This is a genomic window from Bacteroides mediterraneensis, assembly GCF_016900355.1.
Lineage (GTDB): Bacteria > Bacteroidota > Bacteroidia > Bacteroidales > Bacteroidaceae > Phocaeicola.
Genome location: NZ_JACJKA010000018.1, coordinates 51,028 through 75,437 on the forward strand (window position 1 = coordinate 51,028; position 24,410 = coordinate 75,437).

Annotated in this window: 13 protein-coding genes; 11 read left to right on the top strand and 2 right to left on the bottom strand. The window is 45.4% G+C overall.

Annotated features, from left to right (window positions below):
- Nucleotides 1-5 precede the first annotated feature (5 nt).
- From H6A28_RS10510 to H6A28_RS10535, 6 genes are all read left to right on the top strand, one after another.
- The gene (locus tag H6A28_RS10510) at nucleotides 6-1,379 is read left to right on the top strand and encodes an aminopeptidase P family protein (protein ID WP_204480198.1); all 1,374 of its coding nucleotides are present in this window, start codon (nucleotides 6-8) and stop codon (nucleotides 1,377-1,379) included.
- Nucleotides 1,376-2,284, top strand: a complete 909-nt coding sequence (locus tag H6A28_RS10515; protein ID WP_204480200.1) for a DMT family transporter — start codon at nucleotides 1,376-1,378, stop codon at nucleotides 2,282-2,284. The genes H6A28_RS10510 and H6A28_RS10515 overlap by 4 nt, the downstream gene beginning before the upstream one ends.
- A 146-nt stretch (nucleotides 2,285-2,430) precedes the next feature.
- Nucleotides 2,431-5,154: a glycoside hydrolase family 97 catalytic domain-containing protein gene (locus tag H6A28_RS10520; protein WP_204480207.1), complete on the top strand. Its 2,724-nt coding sequence runs from the start codon at nucleotides 2,431-2,433 to the stop codon at nucleotides 5,152-5,154.
- A gap of 59 nt (nucleotides 5,155-5,213) precedes the next feature.
- Entirely contained in the window at nucleotides 5,214-7,592 is a 2,379-nt protein-coding gene (locus H6A28_RS10525; protein WP_430641276.1) for a family 43 glycosylhydrolase, read from the top strand.
- 30 nt (nucleotides 7,593-7,622) lie between these two features.
- Nucleotides 7,623-10,031 carry a glycoside hydrolase family 127 protein gene (locus tag H6A28_RS10530; protein WP_204480211.1) on the top strand — a complete coding sequence of 803 codons (2,409 nt, stop codon included), beginning with the start codon at nucleotides 7,623-7,625 and terminating at the stop codon, nucleotides 10,029-10,031.
- Between the two features lie 141 nt (nucleotides 10,032-10,172).
- A complete protein-coding gene (locus H6A28_RS10535; protein ID WP_204476092.1) occupies nucleotides 10,173-12,398 on the top strand; it encodes a S9 family peptidase in 2,226 nt (741 codons plus the stop codon).
- Nucleotides 12,399-12,432: 34 nt separating this feature from the next.
- On the opposite strand, the gene H6A28_RS10540 is transcribed toward H6A28_RS10535, so the two are convergent.
- Entirely contained in the window at nucleotides 12,433-13,698 is a 1,266-nt protein-coding gene (locus tag H6A28_RS10540; RefSeq protein ID WP_262896995.1) for an alpha/beta hydrolase, read from the bottom strand.
- Nucleotides 13,699-14,057: 359 nt separating this feature from the next.
- Here H6A28_RS10540 and H6A28_RS10545 point away from each other — a divergent pair, with 359 nt between their 5' ends.
- From H6A28_RS10545 to H6A28_RS10565, 5 genes are all read left to right on the top strand, one after another.
- A complete protein-coding gene (locus H6A28_RS10545; protein WP_204480214.1) occupies nucleotides 14,058-17,231 on the top strand; it encodes a SusC/RagA family TonB-linked outer membrane protein in 3,174 nt (1,057 codons plus the stop codon).
- A 20-nt stretch (nucleotides 17,232-17,251) separates the two neighbouring features.
- Nucleotides 17,252-18,928 carry a RagB/SusD family nutrient uptake outer membrane protein gene (locus H6A28_RS10550; protein WP_204480216.1) on the top strand — a complete coding sequence of 559 codons (1,677 nt, stop codon included), beginning with the start codon at nucleotides 17,252-17,254 and terminating at the stop codon, nucleotides 18,926-18,928.
- Nucleotides 18,929-19,107: 179 nt separating this feature from the next.
- Nucleotides 19,108-20,964 (top strand): ATP-dependent zinc metalloprotease FtsH, encoded by a 1,857-nt coding sequence (ftsH, locus tag H6A28_RS10555; protein ID WP_204477289.1) that lies wholly within the window; start codon nucleotides 19,108-19,110, stop codon nucleotides 20,962-20,964.
- A 122-nt stretch (nucleotides 20,965-21,086) separates the two neighbouring features.
- Nucleotides 21,087-22,088 (top strand): aldo/keto reductase, encoded by a 1,002-nt coding sequence (locus H6A28_RS10560; protein ID WP_204480218.1) that lies wholly within the window; start codon nucleotides 21,087-21,089, stop codon nucleotides 22,086-22,088.
- Nucleotides 22,089-22,237: 149 nt separating this feature from the next.
- On the top strand, nucleotides 22,238-23,539 hold the full coding sequence (locus H6A28_RS10565) for a hemolysin family protein (protein WP_204477286.1): 1,302 nt from the start codon (nucleotides 22,238-22,240) through the stop codon (nucleotides 23,537-23,539).
- Between the two features lie 679 nt (nucleotides 23,540-24,218).
- Here H6A28_RS10565 and H6A28_RS10570 read toward each other — a convergent pair.
- Nucleotides 24,219-24,410: hypothetical protein (locus H6A28_RS10570; protein ID WP_204480220.1), on the bottom strand; the 192-nt coding region annotated here is incomplete at its 5' end.

A 24,410-nucleotide genomic window follows, 5' to 3' on the forward strand; every position in this document is an offset into this window, starting at 1 on the left:
AAACTATGTTTGCAAAAGAAACGTATGTCGCCCGCAGGCGGCAATTGATGAAGAGTGTGGGCTCAGGTCTGCTCCTCTTTTTAGGGAACGACGAGTGCGGAATGAATTATGAGGACAACACGTACGATTATCGGCAGGATTCTTCCTTCCTGTATTTCTGGGGATTGTCGTATGCCGGACTGGCTGCGGTAATTGACATTGATGAGGGACGTGAAATCATTTTTGGTGACGAACTGACCATCGACCATATTGTGTGGATGGGCACGCAGCCTACCTTGCACGAGAAAGCACAGCGGGTAGGGGTAACGGAAACACGTCCGTTGGCAGAACTGAAGATATACGTGCAGAAAGTGGTGGCACAAAAGCGGATGGTGCATTATTTGCCGCCTTACCGTGCCGAGCATCGGTTGAAACTGATGGATTTGCTGGGCGTGAAGCCGGGAGTGGAGATGCCTTCTGTACCTTTTATCAAAGGAATTGTTGACTTGCGGAATTACAAGACGGAAGAAGAAATTGCGGAGATTGAACGGGCTTGCAATGTGACGGCAGAAATGCACCTGGAAGCCATGCGGGTGTTGCGCATCGGCATGAAAGAGTATGAAGCGGCTGCGGCTTTGGAGGCAGTGGCACGGGCACACGGGTGCCGTTTGTCTTTCCCGACTATTACCACAGTGTGCGGACAGACGCTTCACAACCATTATTACGGCCATACGGTGAAGGAAGGTGACATGCTGTTAGTGGATGCCGGAGCAGAAACGGAGATGGGTTATGCCGGAGACATGTCGTCTACTATCTGCGCCGGAAAGAAATTCACCAGCCGCCAGAAGGATGTGTACGACATTCAGGTGGCGGCGCATCGGGCGGCAGTGGAAGCCTTGAAGCCGGGGGGGTATTTCCGGGATGTATACGATTTGGCTTGTCGGGTCATTTGCGAAGGCCTGAAAGGACTGGGCTTGATGAAAGGCAATCCGGCGGATGCCGTGGAACAGGGAGCACATGCTATGTTCTTCCCTTGCGGGCTGGGGCACATGATGGGACTGGATGTACACGACATGGAGAACTTAGGTGAAGTGTGGGTAGGCTATGACGGACATCCTAAGAGTACGCAGTTTGGACGGAAATCATTGCGTCTGGCTCGGAAACTGGAACCGGGATTTGTGCTGACCATTGAACCGGGCATTTATTTCATTCCGGAACTGATTGACTATTGGAAATCGGAACATCGCTTTACGGATTTTATCAATTACGAGAAGCTGGAAAGTTACCGTGACTTTACGGGGTTGCGTAACGAGGAAGATTATCTGATTACGCCCACTGGGGCACGGCGACTGGGCAAGAAGATTCCGTTGACAACTGAAGAAGTGGAGGCCCTGAGATGACGAACGACAACAAGGCGATTGCGTGTGCCTGTGTGGCCGTACTGAGCTGGTCGACGGTAGCCACGGCGTTCAAGATGGCGTTGCGCTACCTGACGCATTTTGAGATGCTGTGGGTGGCCAGTCTGACCTCACTGGTGATATTTACGGTGCTGCTTACCGTACAGCGAAAATGGAGGCTGTTGGGAGGCCTGACCGGGAAGCAATGGCTGTATTATGCCGCATTGGGCTTGCTGAATCCGGTGGCCTACTATCTGGTGTTGTTCAAGGCGTATGAACTGCTTCCGGCGCAGGTGGCACAACCCATCAACTATGCGTGGCCGATTGTACTGCTGATTTTGCTGGCGCTGTTTGCCGGACAACCCATTCCGAAGAAGAAGTACATCGGTATGTTTGTGTCGCTGGCTGGAGTAGCGTTGATTTCCATCGGTACCGGATTTGAAGGGGAAATGGTGGTGTCGGCTGAAGGCTTTCTGCTGGCTGCGTTAAGTGCGGTGTTGTGGGCTGCCTATTGGATGTTCAACAACCGGAATAAGGTACAGACAGACGGCAGTGTGGTACTGTTCCTGACTTTCCTGTTTGGTTCGGTGTATTTGTCAATCGGCGCGTTGTGTGTCGGCTTGGACTTGCATTCTCTGACTGGCGTATTGTCGGGCATGTATGTGGGAGGTTTTGAAATGGGTATCCCTTTTATCTTCTTCGGACTGGCCATGCGGAAGACCTCCAATCCGGCGTTGATCAACCAGCTGTGTTACCTGTCTCCTTTCATGTCATTGTTCTTCATTTCCGTTGTGTTAGGTGAACGCATTGTCTTTACCACTTACATCGGATTGGTGATGATTGTGTTAGGCATCGTGTTTAACCAGTATTTTGTGAAGACTAAAAATCAGGCAAAAATCGTCCAGTAGGATGAAAAAATAGTACAAAATCCCTTCTTCTAAGTGTAGGAGAAGGGATTTTGGGATGATATTGTTATCGTTTCAGACTTCCCTGTCAGAAACTTATTGGTTTATCTTTTTTCTTTGTAATCGAAAAAAGTAAATATTCTGTGGGTATGAAAAATACATCGTTTTTAGTGAGTGCCGTTTTATGGCTTTGCGGTTGTCTGTCTGTAATGGCAGCCAGCAATAAAAAATATGTGGTGCAGTCGCCGGATAAACACCTGAAGGTAGAGGTCTCATCCGGTGCAAATGGGTTGACTTATTGTATATATCATAAAGACTCTCTTATTGTTGTAGATAGTAAATTAGGGTTAATTCAAGAAGGAAAAACGTCGGCTCCGGCTGGCGGGGAGAAAGTGATTTCTTCTAAGACGAAAAAGATGATTCAGGACATTGATGCACCTTTTTATCGCTTCAAGTCGTTTCGTGCGATTTGCAATGAAATGGACTTGAAGCTGAAAGGTGGCTACGGAATTTATTTCCGTGTCTACAACGACGGAGTGGCTTATCGCTTTTATACTTCTTCAAAAAAGGATTTGATTATCAAAAACGAAATAGCGGAGTTCCGGTTTGCCGGTGATTATACAGCTTATCTTCCGTATTCTACAAATAAGGAAAAGCCGATGGCGATGGCATTCCAGAATACGTATGAGGTAAAACCGTTGTCGGAAGCACCGCAGGAACTGGCCTTCTTGCCGGTCACGGTGGATTGCAAGCAGGTAAAGGTGACGTTGCTGGAGTCGGACTTGGAGGCGTATCCGGGTATGTTCGTGCAGCCGGATGGGAAGCAGGCCTTAAAAGGGGTGTTTGCTCCTTATCCGAAAAAGACGGACTTTTATCCGTGGCGCAAGCAAGAGTATGTGACGGAAACGGAAGATTACATTGCACATGTAAAAGGTAACCGTACGTATCCGTGGCGTATCTTAGCTATTACGGAAAAGGATACCGATATGCCGGTAAACAACTTGGTGTATGCCTTGGCTTCACCGAACCGTATCGGTGACTGCTCGTGGGTGAAACCGGGAAAGGTGGCTTGGGACTGGTGGAATGACTGGAACCTGAAGGGAGTACCTTTCAAGGCCGGTATCAACATGGATACCTATAAATATTATATTGACTTTGCTTCTCGCAACGGACTGGAATATGTGGTACTGGACGAAGGATGGTACGACCCGAAGAGTGGGGACATGCTGAAGACGATTCCGGAACTGGATTTGCCGGAACTGGTCCGCTATGGAAAGAGCAAGGGCGTGGAACTGGTACTTTGGACGGTATTTAACGTATTGGATTCGCAGTTGGATGAGGCTTGTCGGAAATATTCAGAAATGGGTATCAAGGGATTCAAGGTGGATTTCTTGGACCGGGATGACCAGACGGCAGTAGAGATGATTTATCGTATTGCGGCAAAAGCTGCCGAGTATAAACTGATGTTGGATTACCATGGCATTTACAAACCGACAGGTTTGAACCGTACGTATCCGAACGTGGTGAACTATGAGAGTGTGTTCGGCATGGAGGAAATGAAATGGAGCGAAGTGGAAAAGAACATGCCGCTCTATGACGTGACTTTCCCGTACATTCGCTTGATGGCGGGATACGTAGACTATACGCCGGGAGCGATGCGGAACTTGTCGAAACGTGACTTCCAGCCGATGTATTCTACTCCGGCCAGCATGGGCACACGTTGCCACCAGCTGGCAGCTTATATCGTGCATGATTCTCCGTTCACGATGTTGTGCGATGCACCGACGAATTATCAGAAAGAGCAGGAGTGTGTAGACTTTATCAGTTCGATACCGATGGAGGTGGATTCTACTTTTATTTACTCAGGTAAGCTGGGTGAGTCTATCGTGACGGTTCGTAAAAAGGATATCAATTGGTATATCGGTGGTATGACGAACTGGGATGAGCGGAATATTACCTTGGACTTCTCGTTCTTGGGTAAAGGAGAGAAATACAAATGTACGTTGTTTAAGGACGGTATCAATGCTTCTCGTCAGGCGGAAGATTACGTAAAGCAGACCTGCATCGTAGATGCCAATACAAAACTATCTATCCATCTGGCTTCAGGAGGTGGTTTTGCCTTGAAACTGGAACGCACGTTTGTGGCAGAAGTGAAGCCTTCGGCCGTGCCGGAGGGAAAAGGCATCCCTTCTTTCTATAAGAAATACTTAGCAGTGGACGGTTTGTACATTGTATCCTCAGAACATGTGCGTGATGAGGCGTTGGAAAAAGCTTATGAGATAATTTCACTGATGACGGCAAAGCGTCCGGATATCAAGAAAGAGATGGTGAGCAAAGGTTGTCATGTGATGATAATTGGAGAACATGAAGAGGTGTGCGACTTGCCGGAATATGCCCACATCTGCAACTCACCGGAAAACATCGCTTACTGGAACAAGCGGGCCAGAGGATTTGGCGGAGCACCGGAAGATGCTTTGTCAGCCAGCTGTGGAGAAGAGAATGTGTTGGCTCTCCCGGGTGACCGGTATGTGGGTGAAAACATCCTGATTCATGAGTTTGCGCATTTGTTCCATACGATTGGAATTGTGGGGGTAGAGCCCGATTTCAATGACCGTCTGGAGAAATGTATGCAGCATGCCATTGCCAAGGGGTTGTGGAAAGATACCTATGCGCTTTCCAATAAGGAAGAATATTTTGCAGAGTGTGTACAATCGTTCTTCAACTGCAACCGTTATTCGGAGACTCCCAATAAGGTACATAATTCCATGAACCGTCGTACGAAACTGAAATCGTACGATCCGGAGATGTATCAGTTGCTGAAAGAGTATTTTTATGAAATAGAGATACCTATTTTGAATGAAGTTCACCGATAAAAAATAAGAAAAAGAGAAACACAATGAAAAAGCAAGTTCTGACGGGTTTGTTTTTGGGAATGGCCTTGCAGACGATGTATTCACAGAAAGTAGAATGGAATACACCGGGAGCAGGCAATCCTTTTATCCCCGGTTATTTTGCGGACCCTACCGTAAAGAAGTTTGGAGATACTTATTATGTATATGCTACGACGGATGGAAGCGGGGCCGGCTTTGGCCCTTCACAGGTGTGGTGCAGCAAGGATTTTGAGAACTGGACCATTATGCCGATGAATTGGCCGGACAGCCATTGGATTTGGGCACCGGATGTGATGAAGCATACAGACGGGACTTATCGGATGTTCTATTGCCAGCCGTGTAATGTGTATGAAGGAATGGCTGATACACCGCGTGGCCCGTGGAAGAATGTGCTCGGCGAGAGTGAAGCAGTGCTGGTACCCGACCGGTTTGTAAAAAATGCCATCACACTGGACGGGCAGTCGTTTGTGGATGACGATGGTTCCGTGTATCTGTACTGGGGAACATGGGGCATTTACAAAGGCTTCGGTTGTGGGGCAGGAAAAATGACGCCTGATATGAAAGGTTTTGTGGAGACCAAACTGATTCCTAATACAGAAATCAAAGACTTTTTCGAGGCTCCGTTTGTCATGAAGCGGAATGGGATTTATTATTTCATGTATTCTTCCGATTCTTGTCATGACAGTACCTATCATGTGCAGTACGCTACAAGTACGGTGGGTCCACTCGGCCCTTATACGTATAGAGGTACAGTACTAAAAACCTCGGCTGACGGTACGGTGCATGGTCCGGGTCATCACAGTATTCTGAAGGAAGGCAATGATTATTATATCGTATATCATCGTCATGACAATCCTCATTCCAATCGTGGATTCCATCGTCAGCTTTGCATTGACAAGCTGGAGTTCAATGCCGATGGCTCGATTGTACCGATGGAAGGGACACACAGTGGGGTAGGAGCTTTTGCTAAGAGTGTATTGAAATCGAAGAATCTGGCTTACGGAAAACCGGTTAAGGTTTCTTCTTATTATGACGAGAATTTCTTGCCCGAATATGCGGTGGATGACAATAACGGTACATTGTGGCGTCCGAAAACCATGGGGCAGGAATGGATTGAAATTGATTTGCAGAAGGTGGAAAAGATACGTACCATCTGGACACAGTTTGAATATGGTACTTCGTATTATCAGTACTTGATTGAAACCTCAGTGGATGGCAAACAGTGGGAAGTCTTTGCAGACAAGCGTGACAATTACCTGGCAGGAAGTCCGATGGTGGATTTTGGAGAAACGGATGCACGTTATGTACGGTTGACAACCGCGGGAACACAGAAAAACGGTTTTGCCGGTGCGTTGTGGAACATCAAGGTATTTGGGGAATACGAAACGGCTTCTCCTCAACTGTGGATGGGACTCTCTGGACTGGATTGGAACGGTACGGAATGGAAGAACGACGGCGGCATGCTGGGCGGTGTTTTCCGTCTGAAAACCGGACAAGTTTCCCGCAAGCGTATAGGAGGACAGGAAGCCATCGTCTTGGTGCCGGGTACGCAGCTGGAATTCGAATCTCCGGTAATCAATAAAAAGGAAGCACATACAGCTACGGTTTGGGTCTATGAAAACAACCATTGGACTTCCAAATCGGCAGAAGAGTATGTGCAACGGGGAAAAGTGGTGATTCAGTCCACAGACAAGGAGCTGGTCTTGACAAATTTCCGGTACTATAACTGGAAGCAGGAAGAAGCAGAGAAAGCGTATGACGCGACGGTTGGACTGGTACGTGTGGAGGCTTCCGACCGCATGAAAAAAGGATTGCTGGTATCTATGACAGCTGAAGATTTCGCTGTAGGAGATACAGTACCGTATATTCCGAATAAGGGTGTAGTAGAGGGGTACTTTGAAACACAGAAGGCTCCGGTAGTGGTGGAAGAAGTGCAAGGTAAGAAGGCTTTCCGTTTTGACGGTAATCAGTTCTTCTGTTCCAGCTTTACGTTGCCGGCTACGCTTCGTGACAATGCGCCTTACACTTTGGAGGCATGGGTGCTGAATCCGGACTTGGCTGAAAATGAATGTGTGGCCGATTTTACCAGTTCGCATGACGAGTTGGAGAAAATCATGCTGGTGAACGGAACAGAACCTCGTTGTGGTATGCTGAACCATTATGGCTGGTATGAAGATGTAGGCTATAAGGATGCCAAAAATTTGGCTGGAAAGTGGCAACATATTTATGTGGTTTTCGACGGTAGAATAGAAAAAGTATACATAAATGACCAATTAATCAGTTCGAAAGACATTCAATTGCTGATAAAACCAATACAATTTGTAACTTTGGGGCAGAATGCGGAAGGCAACTGGCCGTTCAGTGGCTATGTACATGCGATTAAGATTTGGGATGAAGCTCTTCCGCTGAACAATAAATGAAGAAAATAACCAATAAATAAAAAAGAAACCATGAAAAAACTAGTGATTTCGGCTCTGCTTTTTTACTTGATTGGAAGCGGGGCATACGCACAGAAGAAAACGCCGGCCCACGGTTATCCGATTGATCCGGTTCCGTTTACTTCCGTGAAGCTGACGGATTCTTTCTGGGGACAACGCTTGAAAGCGAGTCGAGAAGTGACGATTCCGCTGGCATTCAGTAAGTGTGAAGAAACTGGACGTTATAAGAATTTTGAAATGGCGGCTCACCCGAGTGAGAACAACAAGGTAACGGGATATTCGTTCGATGATACCGATGTATACAAGACTATTGAAGGAGCAAGTTATCTGCTTCAGACGTATCCGGATGAGAAGTTAAAGAAATATATCGATAGTGTACTGGTCATTGTAGCTGCGGCACAGGAGCCCGACGGTTATCTGTATACGGCACGTACCATGAATCCCAAGCATCCGCACGAATGGGCGGGTAGCAAACGCTGGGAGAAGGTAGAGGAACTTAGTCATGAGTTCTATAACTTGGGACACATGATTGAAGGAGCCATTGCTCATTATCAGGCTACGGGACAGCGGAACTTCCTGGATATTGCAATCCGTTATGCGGATTGTGTGTGCCGGGAAATCGGTGACAAGCCGGGACAGCAAGTACGTGTACCGGGTCATCAGATTGCAGAAATGGCATTGGCTAAATTGTATCTGGTAACAGGTGACCAGAAATACCTGGATGAGGCCAAGTTCTTCTTGGACAAGCGTGGCTATACTTCCCGCCGGGACGAATACAGCCAGGCACACAAACCGGTCATTGAACAGGATGAGGCGGTAGGTCATGCCGTACGTGCGGCTTACATGTATTCCGGTATGGCCGATGTGGCTGCCTTGACAGGAGATACAGCGTATGTGCATGCCATCGACCGAATTTGGGAGAACATTGTCTCCAAGAAACTGTATATTACCGGTGGTATTGGTGCTACAAGCAATGGGGAAGCTTTCGGAAAGAATTATGAACTTCCCAACATGTCGGCATATTGTGAGACTTGTGCGGCTATCGGAAATGTGTATATGAACTACCGCTTGTTCCTGTTGCACGGGGATTCTAAGTATTACGATGTACTGGAACGTACGTTGTACAACGGATTGATTTCGGGCGTATCATTGGACGGAGGTGCTTTCTTCTATCCGAACCCATTGGAATCCATGGGACAGCATCAGCGCCAGCCATGGTTTGGTTGTGCTTGCTGCCCGTCTAACATCTGCCGTTTCATTCCGTCTGTACCGGGTTATGTGTATGCAGTGAAAGACAAGGATGTGTATGTGAACCTGTTTATCGCCAACAATGCCACGCTGAAAGTAAATGGCAAGAAGGTGACCTTGTCACAGACCACTTCTTATCCTTGGAACGGAGATATCACGTTGGCCGTAGACCGCAATTCAGCCGGACAGTTTGCCATGAAGATCCGTATTCCGGGATGGGTACGTAACCAGGTGGTTCCAAGTGACCTGTATACTTATACAGACGGCAGTCGTCCGAAATACAGTGTAAAGGTGAACGGACAAGAGGTGAAATCGGATTTGGAGAAAGGATATCTGACTATCGACCGGAAATGGAAGAAGGGAGATAAGATAGAAATCCATTTTGATATGAACGTACGTACGGTAAGAGCCAACGGTAAAGTGGAAGCTGACCGTGGACGGGTGTCTGTAGAACGTGGTCCGATTGTCTATTGTGCAGAATGGCCAGACAATGATTTCGATGTGCTGAGTATCTTGATGAACCGCACGCCGAAGTTCGAAGTGGTAGAAAAACCGGATTTGCTGTATGGTATCAATGAAATCAAGACACAGGCCCAGACCTTGGAATACGATGAGTCGGGTCGTCTGGTGGCTAAAGATCATACCCTGACAATGATTCCGTATTATGCATGGGCACATCGTGGAGCCGGTAACATGGCAGTATGGTTGCCGAATGAAGTGAGTGCCACTCGTCCGGTAGCGATTCCTACCCTGGCTTCCAAGAGTAAGATAGATGCATCCCATAAAGTGACTTCTTTGTCTGCCATCACCGACGGGCTGGTACCGAAAGATGAGAACGACCGTACCATTCCTTATTATCACTGGTGGCCGAAAGAAGGTACTACAGAATGGATTTCCTACGAATTCCCGGAAGAAATGGAAGTATCCAGCTCTACGGTTTACTGGTTTGACGATGCACCATGGGGTGGTTGCCGTGTGCCGAAATCTTGGAAGATTTATTACAAGGATGCTTCCGGTAACTGGACTCCGGTACAGAATATTTCGGAATATGGCGTGAAGAAAGGCAATCCGAACACGGTAGAGTTTGAACCGGTAAAGACTAAAGCGGTGAAACTGGAAGTCGTTCAGCCGGATAAGAACTCTTCAGGCTTGTATGAATGGGAAGTGAAATAACCATGATAATTTATAGATAATAATGCAATCAGATTCGGGGCTTTGGATATTCTTGGACGCGAGAAAGAATATCTGAAGTCCCGATTTTTAAAATAAAACACAATGAGAAACAATTTATGGAAATCGGGACTTTTGTCCATCATGCTGGGAAGTGCATCTTGTATGCCGCTTCTTGCACAAGGTACGGTCGATGATTACAACCGGGCTTATGCACTGAGAGAGAAATACAGTATGAAGCAGGTGCTTTATGCTGGAGTAGTACCCCATTGGGTAGAACATACTTCTTCCTTCTGGTATGTGCGTCAGACTGAAAAAGGAAACGAATATGTGAAGGTGGATGCGGCATCGGCCAAGCGTACAGCGTTGTTTAACCAGCAGAAAATGGCAAGTGCTTTGTCTGAAAAGTCGGGCCGTAAGGTAGATGCCTATCATCTTCCGCTTCAGAATTGCTGGTTGAATACTTCACTTGATACCTTGCGTTTCCAACTGGATGGAAAATTCTGGGCTTATAGCATTAAGCACAATCGGTTGTTGGATGAGGGTGCGATTCCTCCCCGTGGCAAAGAACGCCATTGGATGGAAGTGGACGATGAGAAAGACGGAGGTCCGGTAACTTCTCCCGATGGGAAATGGGTGGCTTTCATCAAGAACGACAATGTATATGCGCGTGAAGTAGCTACAGGCAAAGAGAAGCAACTGAGCCAGGATGGTACGTTAAGCAATTATTACTCTTCTTACATCCAGTGGTCGCCCGACTCCAAGTCGGTGGTTTCTTGCCGGATTCGTCCGGTAGAAAAACGCTATGTCTATTATGTGGAATCTTCTCCGGCCGACCAGTCACAGCCGAAGTTGCACAAGCAGGAGTACGCCAAACCGGGTGATGAGCTGCGCTTCAAGGTGCCTTGTATCTTTGAAGTGGAATCCGGTCGTCGGTTGATTCCTTCTACTGAACTGTTCAGCCATCAATATGAATTGTCGGCTCCGATGTGGAACGCAGACAGCAAAGGCATTACCTTTGAATACAACGAACGCGGACACAAGGTATATCGGGTGTTAGAAATGTCGGCAGTCGATGGAAAAGTCCGTACATTGATTGAAGAGAAAGAGGAAAAATATGTGAACTATCCGCGCATTTACCGTAATTACCTGAGCGATGGCAAGCGGATTATTTGGTCAAGCGAACGGGACAACTACAATCACTTGTATATGTACGACCGGGCTACCGGAAAACCGTTGAACCAGATTACCAAAGGCGAATGGTATGTGCGTGGCGTTCAGTATGTGGATGAGGCCAATGGGGTGATTTATTTTTCTGCCAATGGCATGAACAAGAACGAAGACCCTTATCTGATTCATTATTATAAAATTAACTTCGACGGCAGCAACTTAGTGGAACTGACGCCGGAAGAAGGTATGCATCAGTGCTGGTATTCACCCGATCACAAATATCTGGTGGATGTGTATAGTAAGGTAGACCAGGCACCTGTTACCGTATTGCGTGAGGCAAAGGATGGAAAGATTCGCATGCAATTGGAAAAAGCAGATATCTCTGCGTTGTTGGCTAACGGATGGAAGGCTCCCGAAGTGTTTACTGCCAAAGGTCGTGACGGAAAAACGGATATGTGGGGCATCATTTATCGCCCGTCTAACTTTGATCCGTCAAAGAAGTATCCGGTCATTGAATATATCTATTCCGGTCCGGGCGACCAGTATGTGCCGAAAACCTTCTCTTCTTATAACTGGTGGATGACCTCCTTGGCAGAATTAGGGTTCATCGTGGTGCAGGTAGACGGTATGACCACCTCTTTCCGCTCCAAAGAGTTTGAGGAAGTGTGCTACAAGAACTTGAAGGATGCTGGACTGCCCGACCATATTGCGTGGATTAAGGCGGCCGCACAGAAATATCCTTACATGGACATTGATCGTGTAGGTATCTTCGGCTGTTCTGCCGGCGGACAGGAATCTACAGGTGCCGTACTCTTCCACCCTGAATTTTATAAAGCAGCTTATTCAGCTTGTGGCTGCCACGACAACCGCATGGATAAAATCTGGTGGAATGAGCTCTGGATGGGGTATCCGGTGGACGAATCTTACAGCGCTTGTTCCAATGTGGACAATGCTTACCGTCTTTCTCGTCCGCTGATGCTGGTAGTCGGTGAATTGGATGACAACGTAGACCCGTCTTCTACCATGCAGGTGGTCAATGCGCTGGAAAAAGCCAACAAGGATTTTGAATTGGTAGTCATTCCAGGAGCTCACCATACTATGGGAGAAGATTTCGGTGAACACAAACGGTATGATTTCTTTGTTCGTAATCTGATGGGAGTTACTCCTCCGTCTTGGGATAAAGTCAAAACCGGAAAATAATTTATTCGGCTTTCCGGATAACAACGTGGGTCACTCATTTTTGGGCGACCCATTTTGCTATGTCTTCTATTACTTTTTCAGATAACCGTGCAGGATGATTGTATTCCATTGGGGTCGATTTTCCGATACCCTCCATGAAACAGTGGTTTAACGTAGGGTAGGACTGGAAGGTGGCGTTCGTTTTGCCGAACATTCCTAACTTCCACATGGAAAAATCCTGCATGGTCACTTGGTAGTCACGCTCTCCTTGTAAGAAGAGCATGGGAATAGACAAGGAATAGGCCGTCATGACAGGAGCATACTTGTCCAAGTAGTTCCAATAGGCTTGCGGAGCAGAGGCTTTCACTTGTTGGAATTGCTGGGCGAGGAGTGCCTCGTCTGTATTTCCGTTCAAGGAAGCCAGGTAACGCAGTTGCTCTTTGAGGATGTCATCCTGTGGACGGGAAGGAGCGGCCAGCAGAATGAGGCCGTTGACCGACGGGCAGCGTGTAGCGATGAGTGGAGCCAGCAATCCTCCTAAACTGTGTCCGGCTACGAAAACTTTCTGTTTATCTACAAAAGGCAGGGAGGCTGCTAATTGACAGGCTGATACCGCATCTTCTATTACTTCTTCTTCGGGGGTGATATCTTTTCCTTCCGGGACGGAGGCTTTTCCATATACATACGTACGTTTGTCATAGCGGAGTACAGCTATACCTTGAGCGGCCAGTCCCCAGGCAATGTCCCGGTAAATCTTGTTGGGACCGATGCTCCCGTCTCGGTCTTGTGGCCCGGAACCATGCACCAAGATGACAATCGGAAGGTGGGTCTTTCCTTTCGGACGGGTAAGGGTACCGGGGAGTTTGTAATTTCCGGTAACTACCTCAACGGGTGATTCTTCCAAGTGCATGCTGTCGAACGGGACGATCAACGGTTTTTCTTTCGGAGGAACCGGCAGCAACCGGAGCCCGCTCACTTTGTGCTCAGTGTTGAAGGCCACCAGAAAACGTAGCGATGCGCGTTGGAATTTCAAATCGGTATAGTAGACCACTGTACCGTCGATGGCGTCCTGTTTCCATTCTTTCTCCTTTTCCAATGGGCCAAGTTGTTGCTCTACTTGTGCCCACATGTCTTTTAACTGCGACAAGGGAACGGCCTGCTGCATCTTTGCATCGAAACAGGCATAGATACTGTCGCTTTGAGCGTTTTTCATCCAATGCAGAATGTTTGCGGCTCGTTGCAGGTTGGTTTGCTGGGCGTGGAGGTGGAGGTGGAGAGATAGTAACACTATACAAATTAGGATTGATAGAATCTTTTTCATGATAAGGTTTATATTTTCAAACAAAGATAGCAGATATGTGTTAGGAGACTTCTTCTAAAATGTTATATATATTGAAAACAGGAAGGAAATAAGTTGATTTTATATCGCATATTCATTAAAATAATTAATTTCTCTATTTTATTTTTACAAATATTAATTAACTGTTTGTTTGATAATAAAGAAATGATATATATTTGCGGCGCAAAAACGAATAGATAGAACTATATTGTAGACTTAAAGAGCTATTCTTTCTATAAACTTAAATTATAAAACTAAACTTTTCGGATGAATTGTAAAGGTGGATTATAGGCCTTGCTATGCATCTGAATTTGAGACTTTAACTTATTAAACTTAAATCTATGACTAAAGAGCATTTAAAATCATTAAGTGCATTTTTGCTTTTGTCGGGTCTTCCTTGCGGGCTTATGCAAGCTATGCCTGATGTAGAGGCTGTGAAGTTGCAGGTAGTACAACAACAGACTACCTGTGCGGGTTTTGTAACAAATCGTGATGGAGAATCGATTATTGGAGCCTCTGTCGTGGTAAAAGGTACGACGAATGGTACTATCACGGGGCTTGACGGAGAATTTAACATTCCGAATGTGAAAAAAGGTGATATTATTACCGTTTCATATGTCGGTTATGCGACCCAGGAAATTGTGTGGGATGGCAATCCGTTAAAGGTAGTCCTAAAAGAGGATACAGAGACTTTAGAGGAGGTTGTAGTTGTGGGTTATGCTACAGTAAAGAAGGCCAATCTGACAGGAGCTGTTTCTGCTGTGGACGATAAAGTCTTGGCTAATCGTCCGATTGTAAACTTAGGACAAGGACTTCAAGGTACAATTCCCAACCTGAATGTAACGACGAGTGGGAAGCCGGGAGTCGGTTCTTCATTTAATGTGCGTGGTGAAACGTCTATTAATGGAGGTTCACCGTTGGTTTTGGTGGATGGAGTAGAAATGGACCCTAACTTGATCAACCCACAGGATGTAGCGAGTGTTTCAGTTTTAAAGGATGCAGCTTCAGCTTCGATTTATGGTGCACGTGCCGCGTATGGCGTTATTTTGATAACAACCAAAAGTGGTCGTAAGAATATGCCTACTCGTGTCTCTTTCGATGCTTCTGTTTCGTTTAATAGTCCTACAACTCGTCCCCGTTACATGAATTCGATGGAATATATGACTTGGATGAATGCAGCTGGACAGACCACCAATGGACGTAACATCTTCAGCCAGGAGGAGATGGAACACATAGAGGCGTACTATAATGATCCGGTAAACAATTCTCCAGTGTTTGTGGCTACAGATCCGAATAGTTGGCAATATGCGAATTCTCAGGCTGGGAAATATGCTTATTGTGGGAATACGGACTGGATGAAAGAAATGTACAAGAAAAGCTATCCGGTACAAAAGTATAATGTCAATGTCAATGGAGGTAGTGATAAGGCTACATATTATACTTCAGTAGGATATACTGATCAGGGATCGCTTTTGCGGTATGGCAATGAAAGTTTCCGTAAATTCAATATGGTAAATAATATCAATTATGATATTAATGATTGGCTTCATGTTTCAATGAAAACGAGCTTTATCCGTACGGAACTGGATGGTATTGTGCAGGATAGGGCGCATGGAGAGAACTGGATTGGCAATGATACACAGCCCTTGATGCCGGTAAAGCATCCGGATGGAAACTGGTCAGGACAGGGTAATTATACGAACTTTGCAGCAATATTGACCGATGGGGGTGCACGTAAAACAACAAAGAATGATTTCTGGAATACATTAGCCTTAAAACTGACTCCGCTCAAGGGTTTGACACTTAATATGGATTATACATTTAATTATTATGCGGAGCATATCAAAAATCATCTACAGTCATTTGATGAGTATGGTATAGATGGTAAGTTTCTGCAAACTTTCCAATGGACAAACCCCAATTACGCGTATGAGCATCAGCAAAATGATACCTATAATGCATTTAATCTGTTTGGAGACTATGAAAAGACCTTTGGCAAGCATTATTTTAAGGTGATGTTGGGCTTTAATCAGGAAACCAAACATACACGGGCATTTTATGCACAGCGTGAAAATCTCATATCTAATGAGCTTCCTTCAATGGATGCTGCTACGGGAGAAAAATATGTGGGAAATTCGGATGACAGTTGGGCTACAAGAAGTGGCTTCTTCCGGGTGAATTATAGCTTTGCAGACCGTTATCTGTTGGAGTTGAACGGCCGGTACGACTTGTCTTCTAAATTTCCAAGGCACAATCGTGCCGTGTTCAATCCTTCGTTTTCCTTGGGATGGCGATTGTCTGAAGAGAGTTGGTTTAAAAATATTACCCATAATATTTTTGATGAATTGAAACTTCGTGCTTCTTATGGTAGCTTGGCTAATCAGGCTTTGGATAATGGCTGGTATGTGTATTTGTCGAATTATTCTACTGGGCAGAACAGCTATTTGATGGGAGGCAAGAAGAATTCGTATGTGTTATCAGGAGCTTTGGTCAGCAATGTGGTGACATGGGAAAAAGTGACCCAATGGGATTTAGGATTGGATTTTGCAGTTTTGCAAAGTCGCTTGCAAGGTACATTCGATTATTATCAACGTGCAACAACAGGTATGTTGGGTCCTGGCAAAATCTTGCCGGCCATTCTAGGTGCTGCAGAACCCGAGGAAAATGCGGCAGATATGGTGACTCGTGGTTGGGAATTGTCTTTGACTTGGAATGATCAGCTGGAAAACGGATTGCATTATAGCCTTGGATTTAACTTGTCGGATACAAAAGCTGAGATTACAAAGTATGATAATCCTACAAAATCTTTGTCGAGTCCTTATTATGAGGGACAGATAATTGGTGATATCTGGGGATATGAGTCGACCTTGTTCCAGACGGAAGATGAAATAAAGCAAGCACCCGACCAGTCAAAGGTAGATGGAGCAATCAACAAGATTCCGGGAGATATAAGGTTTATGGATGTGAATGGCGATGGAGTTGTTGATAATGGAAATAACACGGTGGATAATCCCGGGGACCAGAAGATTATTGGAAACAATCGCGCTCGTTTCCGGTACGGGTTCAACCTGTCGGCCGACTGGAAAGGATTTGACTTGGGCATTTTCTTCCAAGGTGTAGGAAAACGGGATATTATGCTTCCTAATACATTCAAGTGGCAATATGGAAGTCAATGGCAGGTACCGGTTGCGGTGGCAAATGATTATTGGACTGCGAATAATACCAGCGCTTGGCTTCCGGTCGCTCGATTCAATGGAGGCACGGCTATTGGACGAAACCAGACCCGTTATTTGATTAATGCTGCGTATTTGCGCTTGAAATCTTTGTCTTTTGGTTATACGCTTCCAGTAGCCTTGACTCAGAAATGGGGTATCCAAAAGTGCCGTATTTATTTTGCAGGTGAAAATCTGTTGACATTCAAGCATACTCCGGAAGGATTTGATCCGGAATTATCTGATCCATATAGTTATCCGCAACAGAAGTCGTTGTCGGTAGGGATGAATGTCGTATTTTAACTATTAGCTGATTAATAATTATGAAGATTCAATATTTACTTTATATGGCTGCGGCCTTGTCGTTCATAAGCTGTAACGATGCTTTTTTGGACAGATCTCCACAAAGTCTGAATGATGAAACATTTTGGAAGTCTGTCAGTGACTTGAAAACTTTTGCCAATGCATTTTATAATACATTACCTGGTGGAGTAACAAATTTAGGGGATGAAGACAGTGACAATCAGATTCCATTTGTGCCTAACTCCTTTTTGTGGGGACAGTATACTGTTCCTACGGAGGGTAGTGACGATGGAAGGTGGACAAAAGCATCATGGCAGAATATCCGGCAATTGAATTATTTTATGACGCATTATAAACGGGTAAATGCGTCTGAGGAAGAGATGAATCCGTATGTGGCAGAGATTCGTTTCTTCCGGGCATTAGAGTATTTTGAAAAAATCCAGACGTTTGGTGATGTGCCTTGGCTTGAAAGTGAACTGACTATAGATAGCGAAGAACTGTATGGCAATAAAATGCCAAGAAATGAAGTGGCAAAGAAAATTGTGCAGGACTTGGAGTTTGCTGTCGAATGGTTGCCTGAGAAAGGAAAGGAAGAAAATAATCGTTTGAATAAAGATATAGCTCGTCATGTGATGGCCCGTGTTTGTCTGAATGAAGGAACTTATTATAAGTATCATAAAGAACTGGGATATGATGCGGATGTGGTAGGTCTGTTACAGAAAGCAGCTGACGCGACAGATGCCCTAATCGCTTCTTCGCATTATGAAATCTATAAAACCGGACATCCGGAAACTGATTATTATAATCTTTTTGTGATGGAGGATAAAAGTAGCTTGAAAGAGGCGATTCTTTATATTGACTATGCGACTGCGTTACGTGAACATAATGCTTGCCATTGGCTGCGGAATGCAAAGAGTGGATGGTCGAAAGATTTTGCGGATTGCTTTTTGTATACAGATGGAAAACCTGCTTCGGTTACCTCGAAGGCACATGTGCGTAATAAAACGATGGCTGAAGAAGCACAGGATCGTGACCCGCGTTTCAAGCAGTTGATCTTGACAGGAGATGCACCCTATACGATGACTGTGGATGGCGGTATGACTTTTATTACTAAAGATGAGGACTTTGTGAGAGCAGATTGTCCCAGTGGTTATTGGGTGCGTAAGTATTTCACTCCCGATCCTTCACAGGATATTGAGGCTAAAGGTACCATTGATGGCATCGCTTATAGGTATGCAGAAACATTACTTGTGAATGCAGAAGCTAAGGCGGAACTGGGAACAATTACACAAGAGGATTTGGACAAGACGATTAATCAGTTGCGTAAACGTGTCGGAATGCCTGATTTAAAGCTGGCTATTGGGTTTGTTGATACTGATTGGCCCAACTGGGGATATGACTTGTCACCTTTACTGCAAGAGATTCGCCGGGAACGTCGTGTGGAGTTGGCAGGCGAAGGTTTCCGGTTTGCTGATTTGAAGCGTTGGAAAGCCGGAAAATTGTTGGAGAATAGCCAGACTTATATGGGAAAATATGTCAAGGGTGAGGATGGACAATTCCATCAAACGGTAATTTATGAAAATTATGCATCTCCAGAGAAAGCCCGCAAGTGGGACGACAAGATGTATCTGTACCCGATTCCTACAGGTGAATTACAACGTAATCCGAATCTGTTGCCTCAGAATCCGGGTTGGTAATTAATCTTTCTTTTATAAATAAGAACTTCTCTCGCACAGGAAAATTTCTTTTGTGTGAGAGAAGTTTTTTGTATCTAAGTGTTCATTCTGCGCACTTTCGCACACTCTTCTTGCCATATTGACCATCTCTTTTTATGTCTGATTGACGATATTTGCCTTGAAATTAAGAATGAAATGTTATGAAGCAAGAAACTGTGAATTCACGCCCTCAGAAGGGAAATCCGTTTGTGACCTTTTTATGGGTCATATTGATTGTCTTATTTTTGAACTGGTTGATTTTCCCGAACTTGACGGGGCAGAAAATCAAATCCACTGATTATGGGACTTTCATAGAAAAGATGGAGGAAGGGTCGATAAAAGAGGTGATGATTAAATCCGGACAGATTTATTTTACGGTAGCCGATAAAGGAGATGTCACGACTTATCAGACTGGAGAGGTAAATGATCCGCAGTTGGTGGACAGGCTGCTGAAGGCAAAAAGTCCGAATAAGGATGGTAAGGTAGCTTTTACAGAGATTGTCCCTGAAGAGAATTCTCCTTTTTTGAATTTTATTTTGATGTGGGTACTGCCGGGGCTGTTGTTTTATGTAATTGGAAAGCGAGCCAGTCGAAGTATCCAGGCCCGTATGGGAGCTGGAGGTAATTTTATGTCATTCGGAAATGGAGGGGCTAAGATTTATGCGGATGCAGAAATCAAGACCACATTTGCCGATGTAGCCGGACAGAACGAAGCGAAAGAAATGTTGAAAGAAATTGTGGAGTTCCTGCATAAGCCACAGAAATATACGGATATAGGTGCTTCGTTGCCTAAAGGTGCTTTGCTGGTAGGGCCTCCGGGAACGGGAAAAACATTGATAGCACGTGCGGTGGCCGGAGAAGCAAAAGTGCCTTTCTTTGCCATTTCGGGTTCCGAGTTTGTGCAAATGTTTGTGGGAATGGGAGCTGCAAAAGTACGCGACCTTTTCAGGCAGGCAAACGAGAAAGCTCCTTGTATCATCTTTATTGATGAGATAGATGCCATTGGCAAACGACGGGACAGTGGACTGGGAGGAAATGATGAACGTGAACAGACGTTGAACCAGTTGTTGACGGAGATGGATGGATTTGACGGGCGGAAAGGAGTGGTAATATTGGCAGCCACGAATCGCCCGGAGGACTTGGATAAGGCCTTGCTTCGTCCGGGGCGTTTTGACAGACGTATCCAGATGGAATTGCCCGACCTGGAGGGACGGAAGGCGATTCTGAACGTACATCTGAAGAAGGTAAAGCATGAGGCGGTGGATATAGACATCGTGGCTCGTGCTACGGCGGGTACATCGGGTGCGGAATTGGCCAATATTGTCAATGAAGCGGCATTGAGGGCGGTTCGCATGGGAAGAAATGCAGTGACTACCGAGGATTTGGAAGAAAGTGTGGAAACCGTGATAGCGGGTGCTCAGAAAAAGGGAAAGGTCGTTTCTGCGGAAGAGAAGAAAATCATAGCTTATCATGAGATAGGGCACGCGTTGGTGGCTGCCATGCAGAGTCACTCGGCACCGGTACATAAGATTACGATTATTCCCCGCACTTCGGGAGCACTCGGATATACTATGCAGGTGGAGAGTGGGGAACAGGTGTTGATGAACAGGGAAGAGTTGTTCAACCGGATTGTGACTCTGACAGGGGGGCGGACGGCAGAGGAAGAAATTTGTCACGTCGTAACTACAGGGGCTTCAAATGACATTGAACAAGCTACCAAACTGGCTCGTGCGATGGTCACTCGTTATGGTATGAGTGATAAATATGACATGATGGGATTGGAGACTGTGCATAATGTTTATCTGGGCGGAGATACTTCGCTCACTTGTTCTGCCGAGACTGCAGCTGCCATTGATCAGGAAGTGCTTGAAATGATTCGGAAAGCACATGAAAAATCACGTCGCCTCATTCGTGAAAATCTGGATGTAATGCATGAGGCAGCTTCTTTCTTGCTTGAAAAAGAAACCATTACTGGAGAGGAATTCATGCATATTCTGCATCAGTCGGGTAAACTGTAAACTGAGAAAAAATTACGGAGGTGGAAATAATAGAAGGAATGAATGAAAAGAGGTGCGAGATAAAATCTTATTTTTGTCATCGACAAAAGAATGATGGTTGAATCTCTTAAATTTATATTATTATGATAGCACCTGTTTACGCTGCGGCAGAAAATCGCTACGAGTGTGGCATGCAGTATCGTCGTGCCGGACGGAGTGGGGTGATGTTGCCGGCTATTTCACTGGGATTATGGCATAATTTCGGGGATGTGGATACCCTTTCGCTCAGTCGGAAAAAGTTGCATTATGCTTTCGATCATGGGATTACACATTTTGACCTGGCCAACAATTACGGTCCGTCGTATGGCTCGGCCGAAGAAACTTTCGGACAGATCATGAAATCGTCATTGGCTCCTTACCGGGACGAATTGTTTATTTCTACAAAGGCGGGACACGACATGTGGCCGGGCCCGTATGGCAACTGGGGCTCTCGGAAGCATCTGATGGCCAGTTTGGACCAGAGCCTGAAACGGATGAACCTGGAATATGTGGATGTGTTTTATTCGCATCGGTATGATCCGGAAACTCCGCTGGAAGAAACACTTCAGACGTTGGTGGATATCGTACACCAGGGAAAGGCTTTGTATGTGGGTTTGTCCAAGTATCCTTTGGAAGCCTATTTGTTTGCCAGTCGTTACCTGAAGGAACGGGATGTGCCTTGCTTGTTGTACCAGGGGCGTTACAATATGCTGGTGCGTGAGCCGGAGTCACAGGGAATCTTGAAGGCGGTAAAAGAAAATGGGGCGGGGTTTGTAGCCTTTTCTCCTTTGGCTCAAGGGTTGTTGAGCAATCGTTATTTGAACGGTATTCCGGAGGACTCCCGTATCGCTCGGGGTGGCTTCTTGAAAAAAGAGGCACTTACACCAGAAGTCTTGAGAAAGATTCAGGCATTGAACGAACGGGCACGCATGCGCGGGCAGTCACTGGCCGAGATGGCATTGGCCTGGTTGCTGAGAGATGCATCGGTCACTTCCGTGTTGGTTGGAGCCAGTTCTGTGGAGCAGTTGGGCGACAGTCTGAAAGCACTGGATAATCTTTCTTTTGAGGAAGAAGAGCTTCGGAGCATTGAAGAGATTCTTGCGTAGGCCTTTAATCTCGTGTGTTTGAGGAAGAAAGGAAAATGTAAAAAAGTGGGCTGCCGGTTTGTTAAAACAATTTAATTATAGACGGCTCACTTTTTTGGATATGAACATTCCTTTAAATTTGCTCCTTTGAAACACACTTGTTTTTATATATGGATGAAATAATCATTATTATCGGGTTGATAGTACTGAATGGTATTTTCGCCATGTCCGAGGTGGCATTAATATCAGCCCGAAAATCCCGGTTGTCGACCGACGTAAAAAAAGGTAATAAATCTGCTCGCGTAGCATTAAAACTGGCAGGGGATCCAGATCGCTTTCTTTCTACCGTTCAAATCGGAATTACATTGATAGGTATCTTGACCGGTATTTATTCAGGAAATAAAATTGCGGTTGATTTGACCAACATATTGCTCTCATGGGGCGTAGCATCGGCTTATGCCTCAGGATTGGCGCAGGGAATTATTGTCGTTATCGTTACTTATCTGACTATCATTTTTGGAGAACTGGTTCCGAAACGTATCGGTATGAGTATGGCCGAAAGAATGGCCAAGTTGGTGGCTCGTCCGATGAATGTGCTGGCCAAGATTGCATTGCCGTTTGTCTGGTTGCTTTCAAAAAGTACGGAGTTGATTTTCAATTTGTTGAATATTAAGGAAGCCGATAATAAGGTGACAGAAGAGGAAATCAAATCGATTATCAAGGAAGGAGCGGATGACGGAGAGGTACAGCCTGTGGAACAGGATATTATGCAACGCGTATTTCTGTTGGGTGATTTGAAGGTCGGCTCCATTATGACGCACAAAAGTGATATCGTTTCACTGGAAAGCACCATGACGGCTGACGAAGTAAAGGAGGTGCTGGTGAAAGAATTGTATGAATTTTATCCGGTAACAGAAGATGGAGACTTGGATAAAGTGAAAGGGGTAGTGAATTTGAAAGACCTCGTATTGCATTTGCCTGAAAAGAATTTTAATTTACCGGATCTGATTCATGAGGCTACGTTTTTTCATGAAAATATGAACGTATACAAGGCGTTGGAACAGATGAAGGCACAGAAAATAAGTCGTGCACTGGTTTGCGATGAGTTTGGGGCCTGTGTGGGAATTATCACATTGCGTGATATTCTGGAAGGTCTGGTCGGTTCTATGGACGATGCGGGAGAGGAACCGGATATCATTAAACGAATCAATAAAGAGGGCTGGCTGGTGGATGGCCAGTGCCCGTTGTATGACTTCTTGTGCTATTTCAATCGGCAGGACTTGTTGGAAGATGTAGATTACCATACGGTTGGAGGATTGATCCTGCAATATTTGCAGCATATCCCTCAAAGTGGCGAAACACTGGAATGGAATAATTTCGTATTTGAGGTAGTGGATATGGATGGAGCTCGAATCGATAAAGTGTTGGTGACAATTCCTTCTTCGGAAGAGGAAGGTGAGTGTGAGTTTTGATTTTGCATATAATTCGTGACTGGAAGGCTTTCCTGGCTTTAGCTTGGGAAAGCCTTTTTTTGTTAATAGGATTGAATGTGCTGCTCCCCTTGGTTAATATGTGTTGTAAAACATGATTTTTTAGCTGTATTCTTTGTGGTTTTCCCGGGAATGCTTACTTTTGCACTGTGTTTTTCATAGTATTAGATTTAAGGTTAACAAAGGTTGGAGTTCAGCGGAACTCCTTTTTTTATGCCCGTAGGTGAGGTTTCCTTTTTTTCTGTTTACTGAGCCGTTCTTTTATTTGTTCGTTTTTCTGTAAGTTTTCTTTCAAGCCGTTCCTTCTGTTTTTTCCGTAAGCGCCTGCTTGTTCTTCCTTATAAGCGTTTCGTTTGTTTTTTTCAAATGCTCCGTTTTCCCCCTTCAAGCGTTCCGTATTGAAGAAATGCCGGTGAGATAATCCTTCGTTGTATTTAAGATTTCTATGTTTCCGTCAGGGGAGACGTATGTTTCCCTGCCGTGAAACGTACGTTTTCCAGGGCGGAAACCTACGTTTTCCGAGAGGAAAACATAGAAAATATCGGGAACTTTTGACAAAAATGTGCCCGCGGTGCGAGTTTTACACATGCACGCATGTGCGCGTACACACGCCCTCGCGAAATAAATAATGTGGTGCCGTTTCCGTCCGTTTTTGAAAGCATCAAAAAACTTCCACCTGCAACCGCCTTGTTTCCAGTGATTTACAAAAAATATTCAAAAATTCCTCAAAAAAGTATTGCGTAAAAGTTGCAGGAAAGGAAAAAGTGCGTACCTTTGCAACCGCTTTCGAGAGGGAGAGCCGCTGAGAATGACAGACTGACAAAGAGAGGCAGACACTTGAAGGCGCTGCACC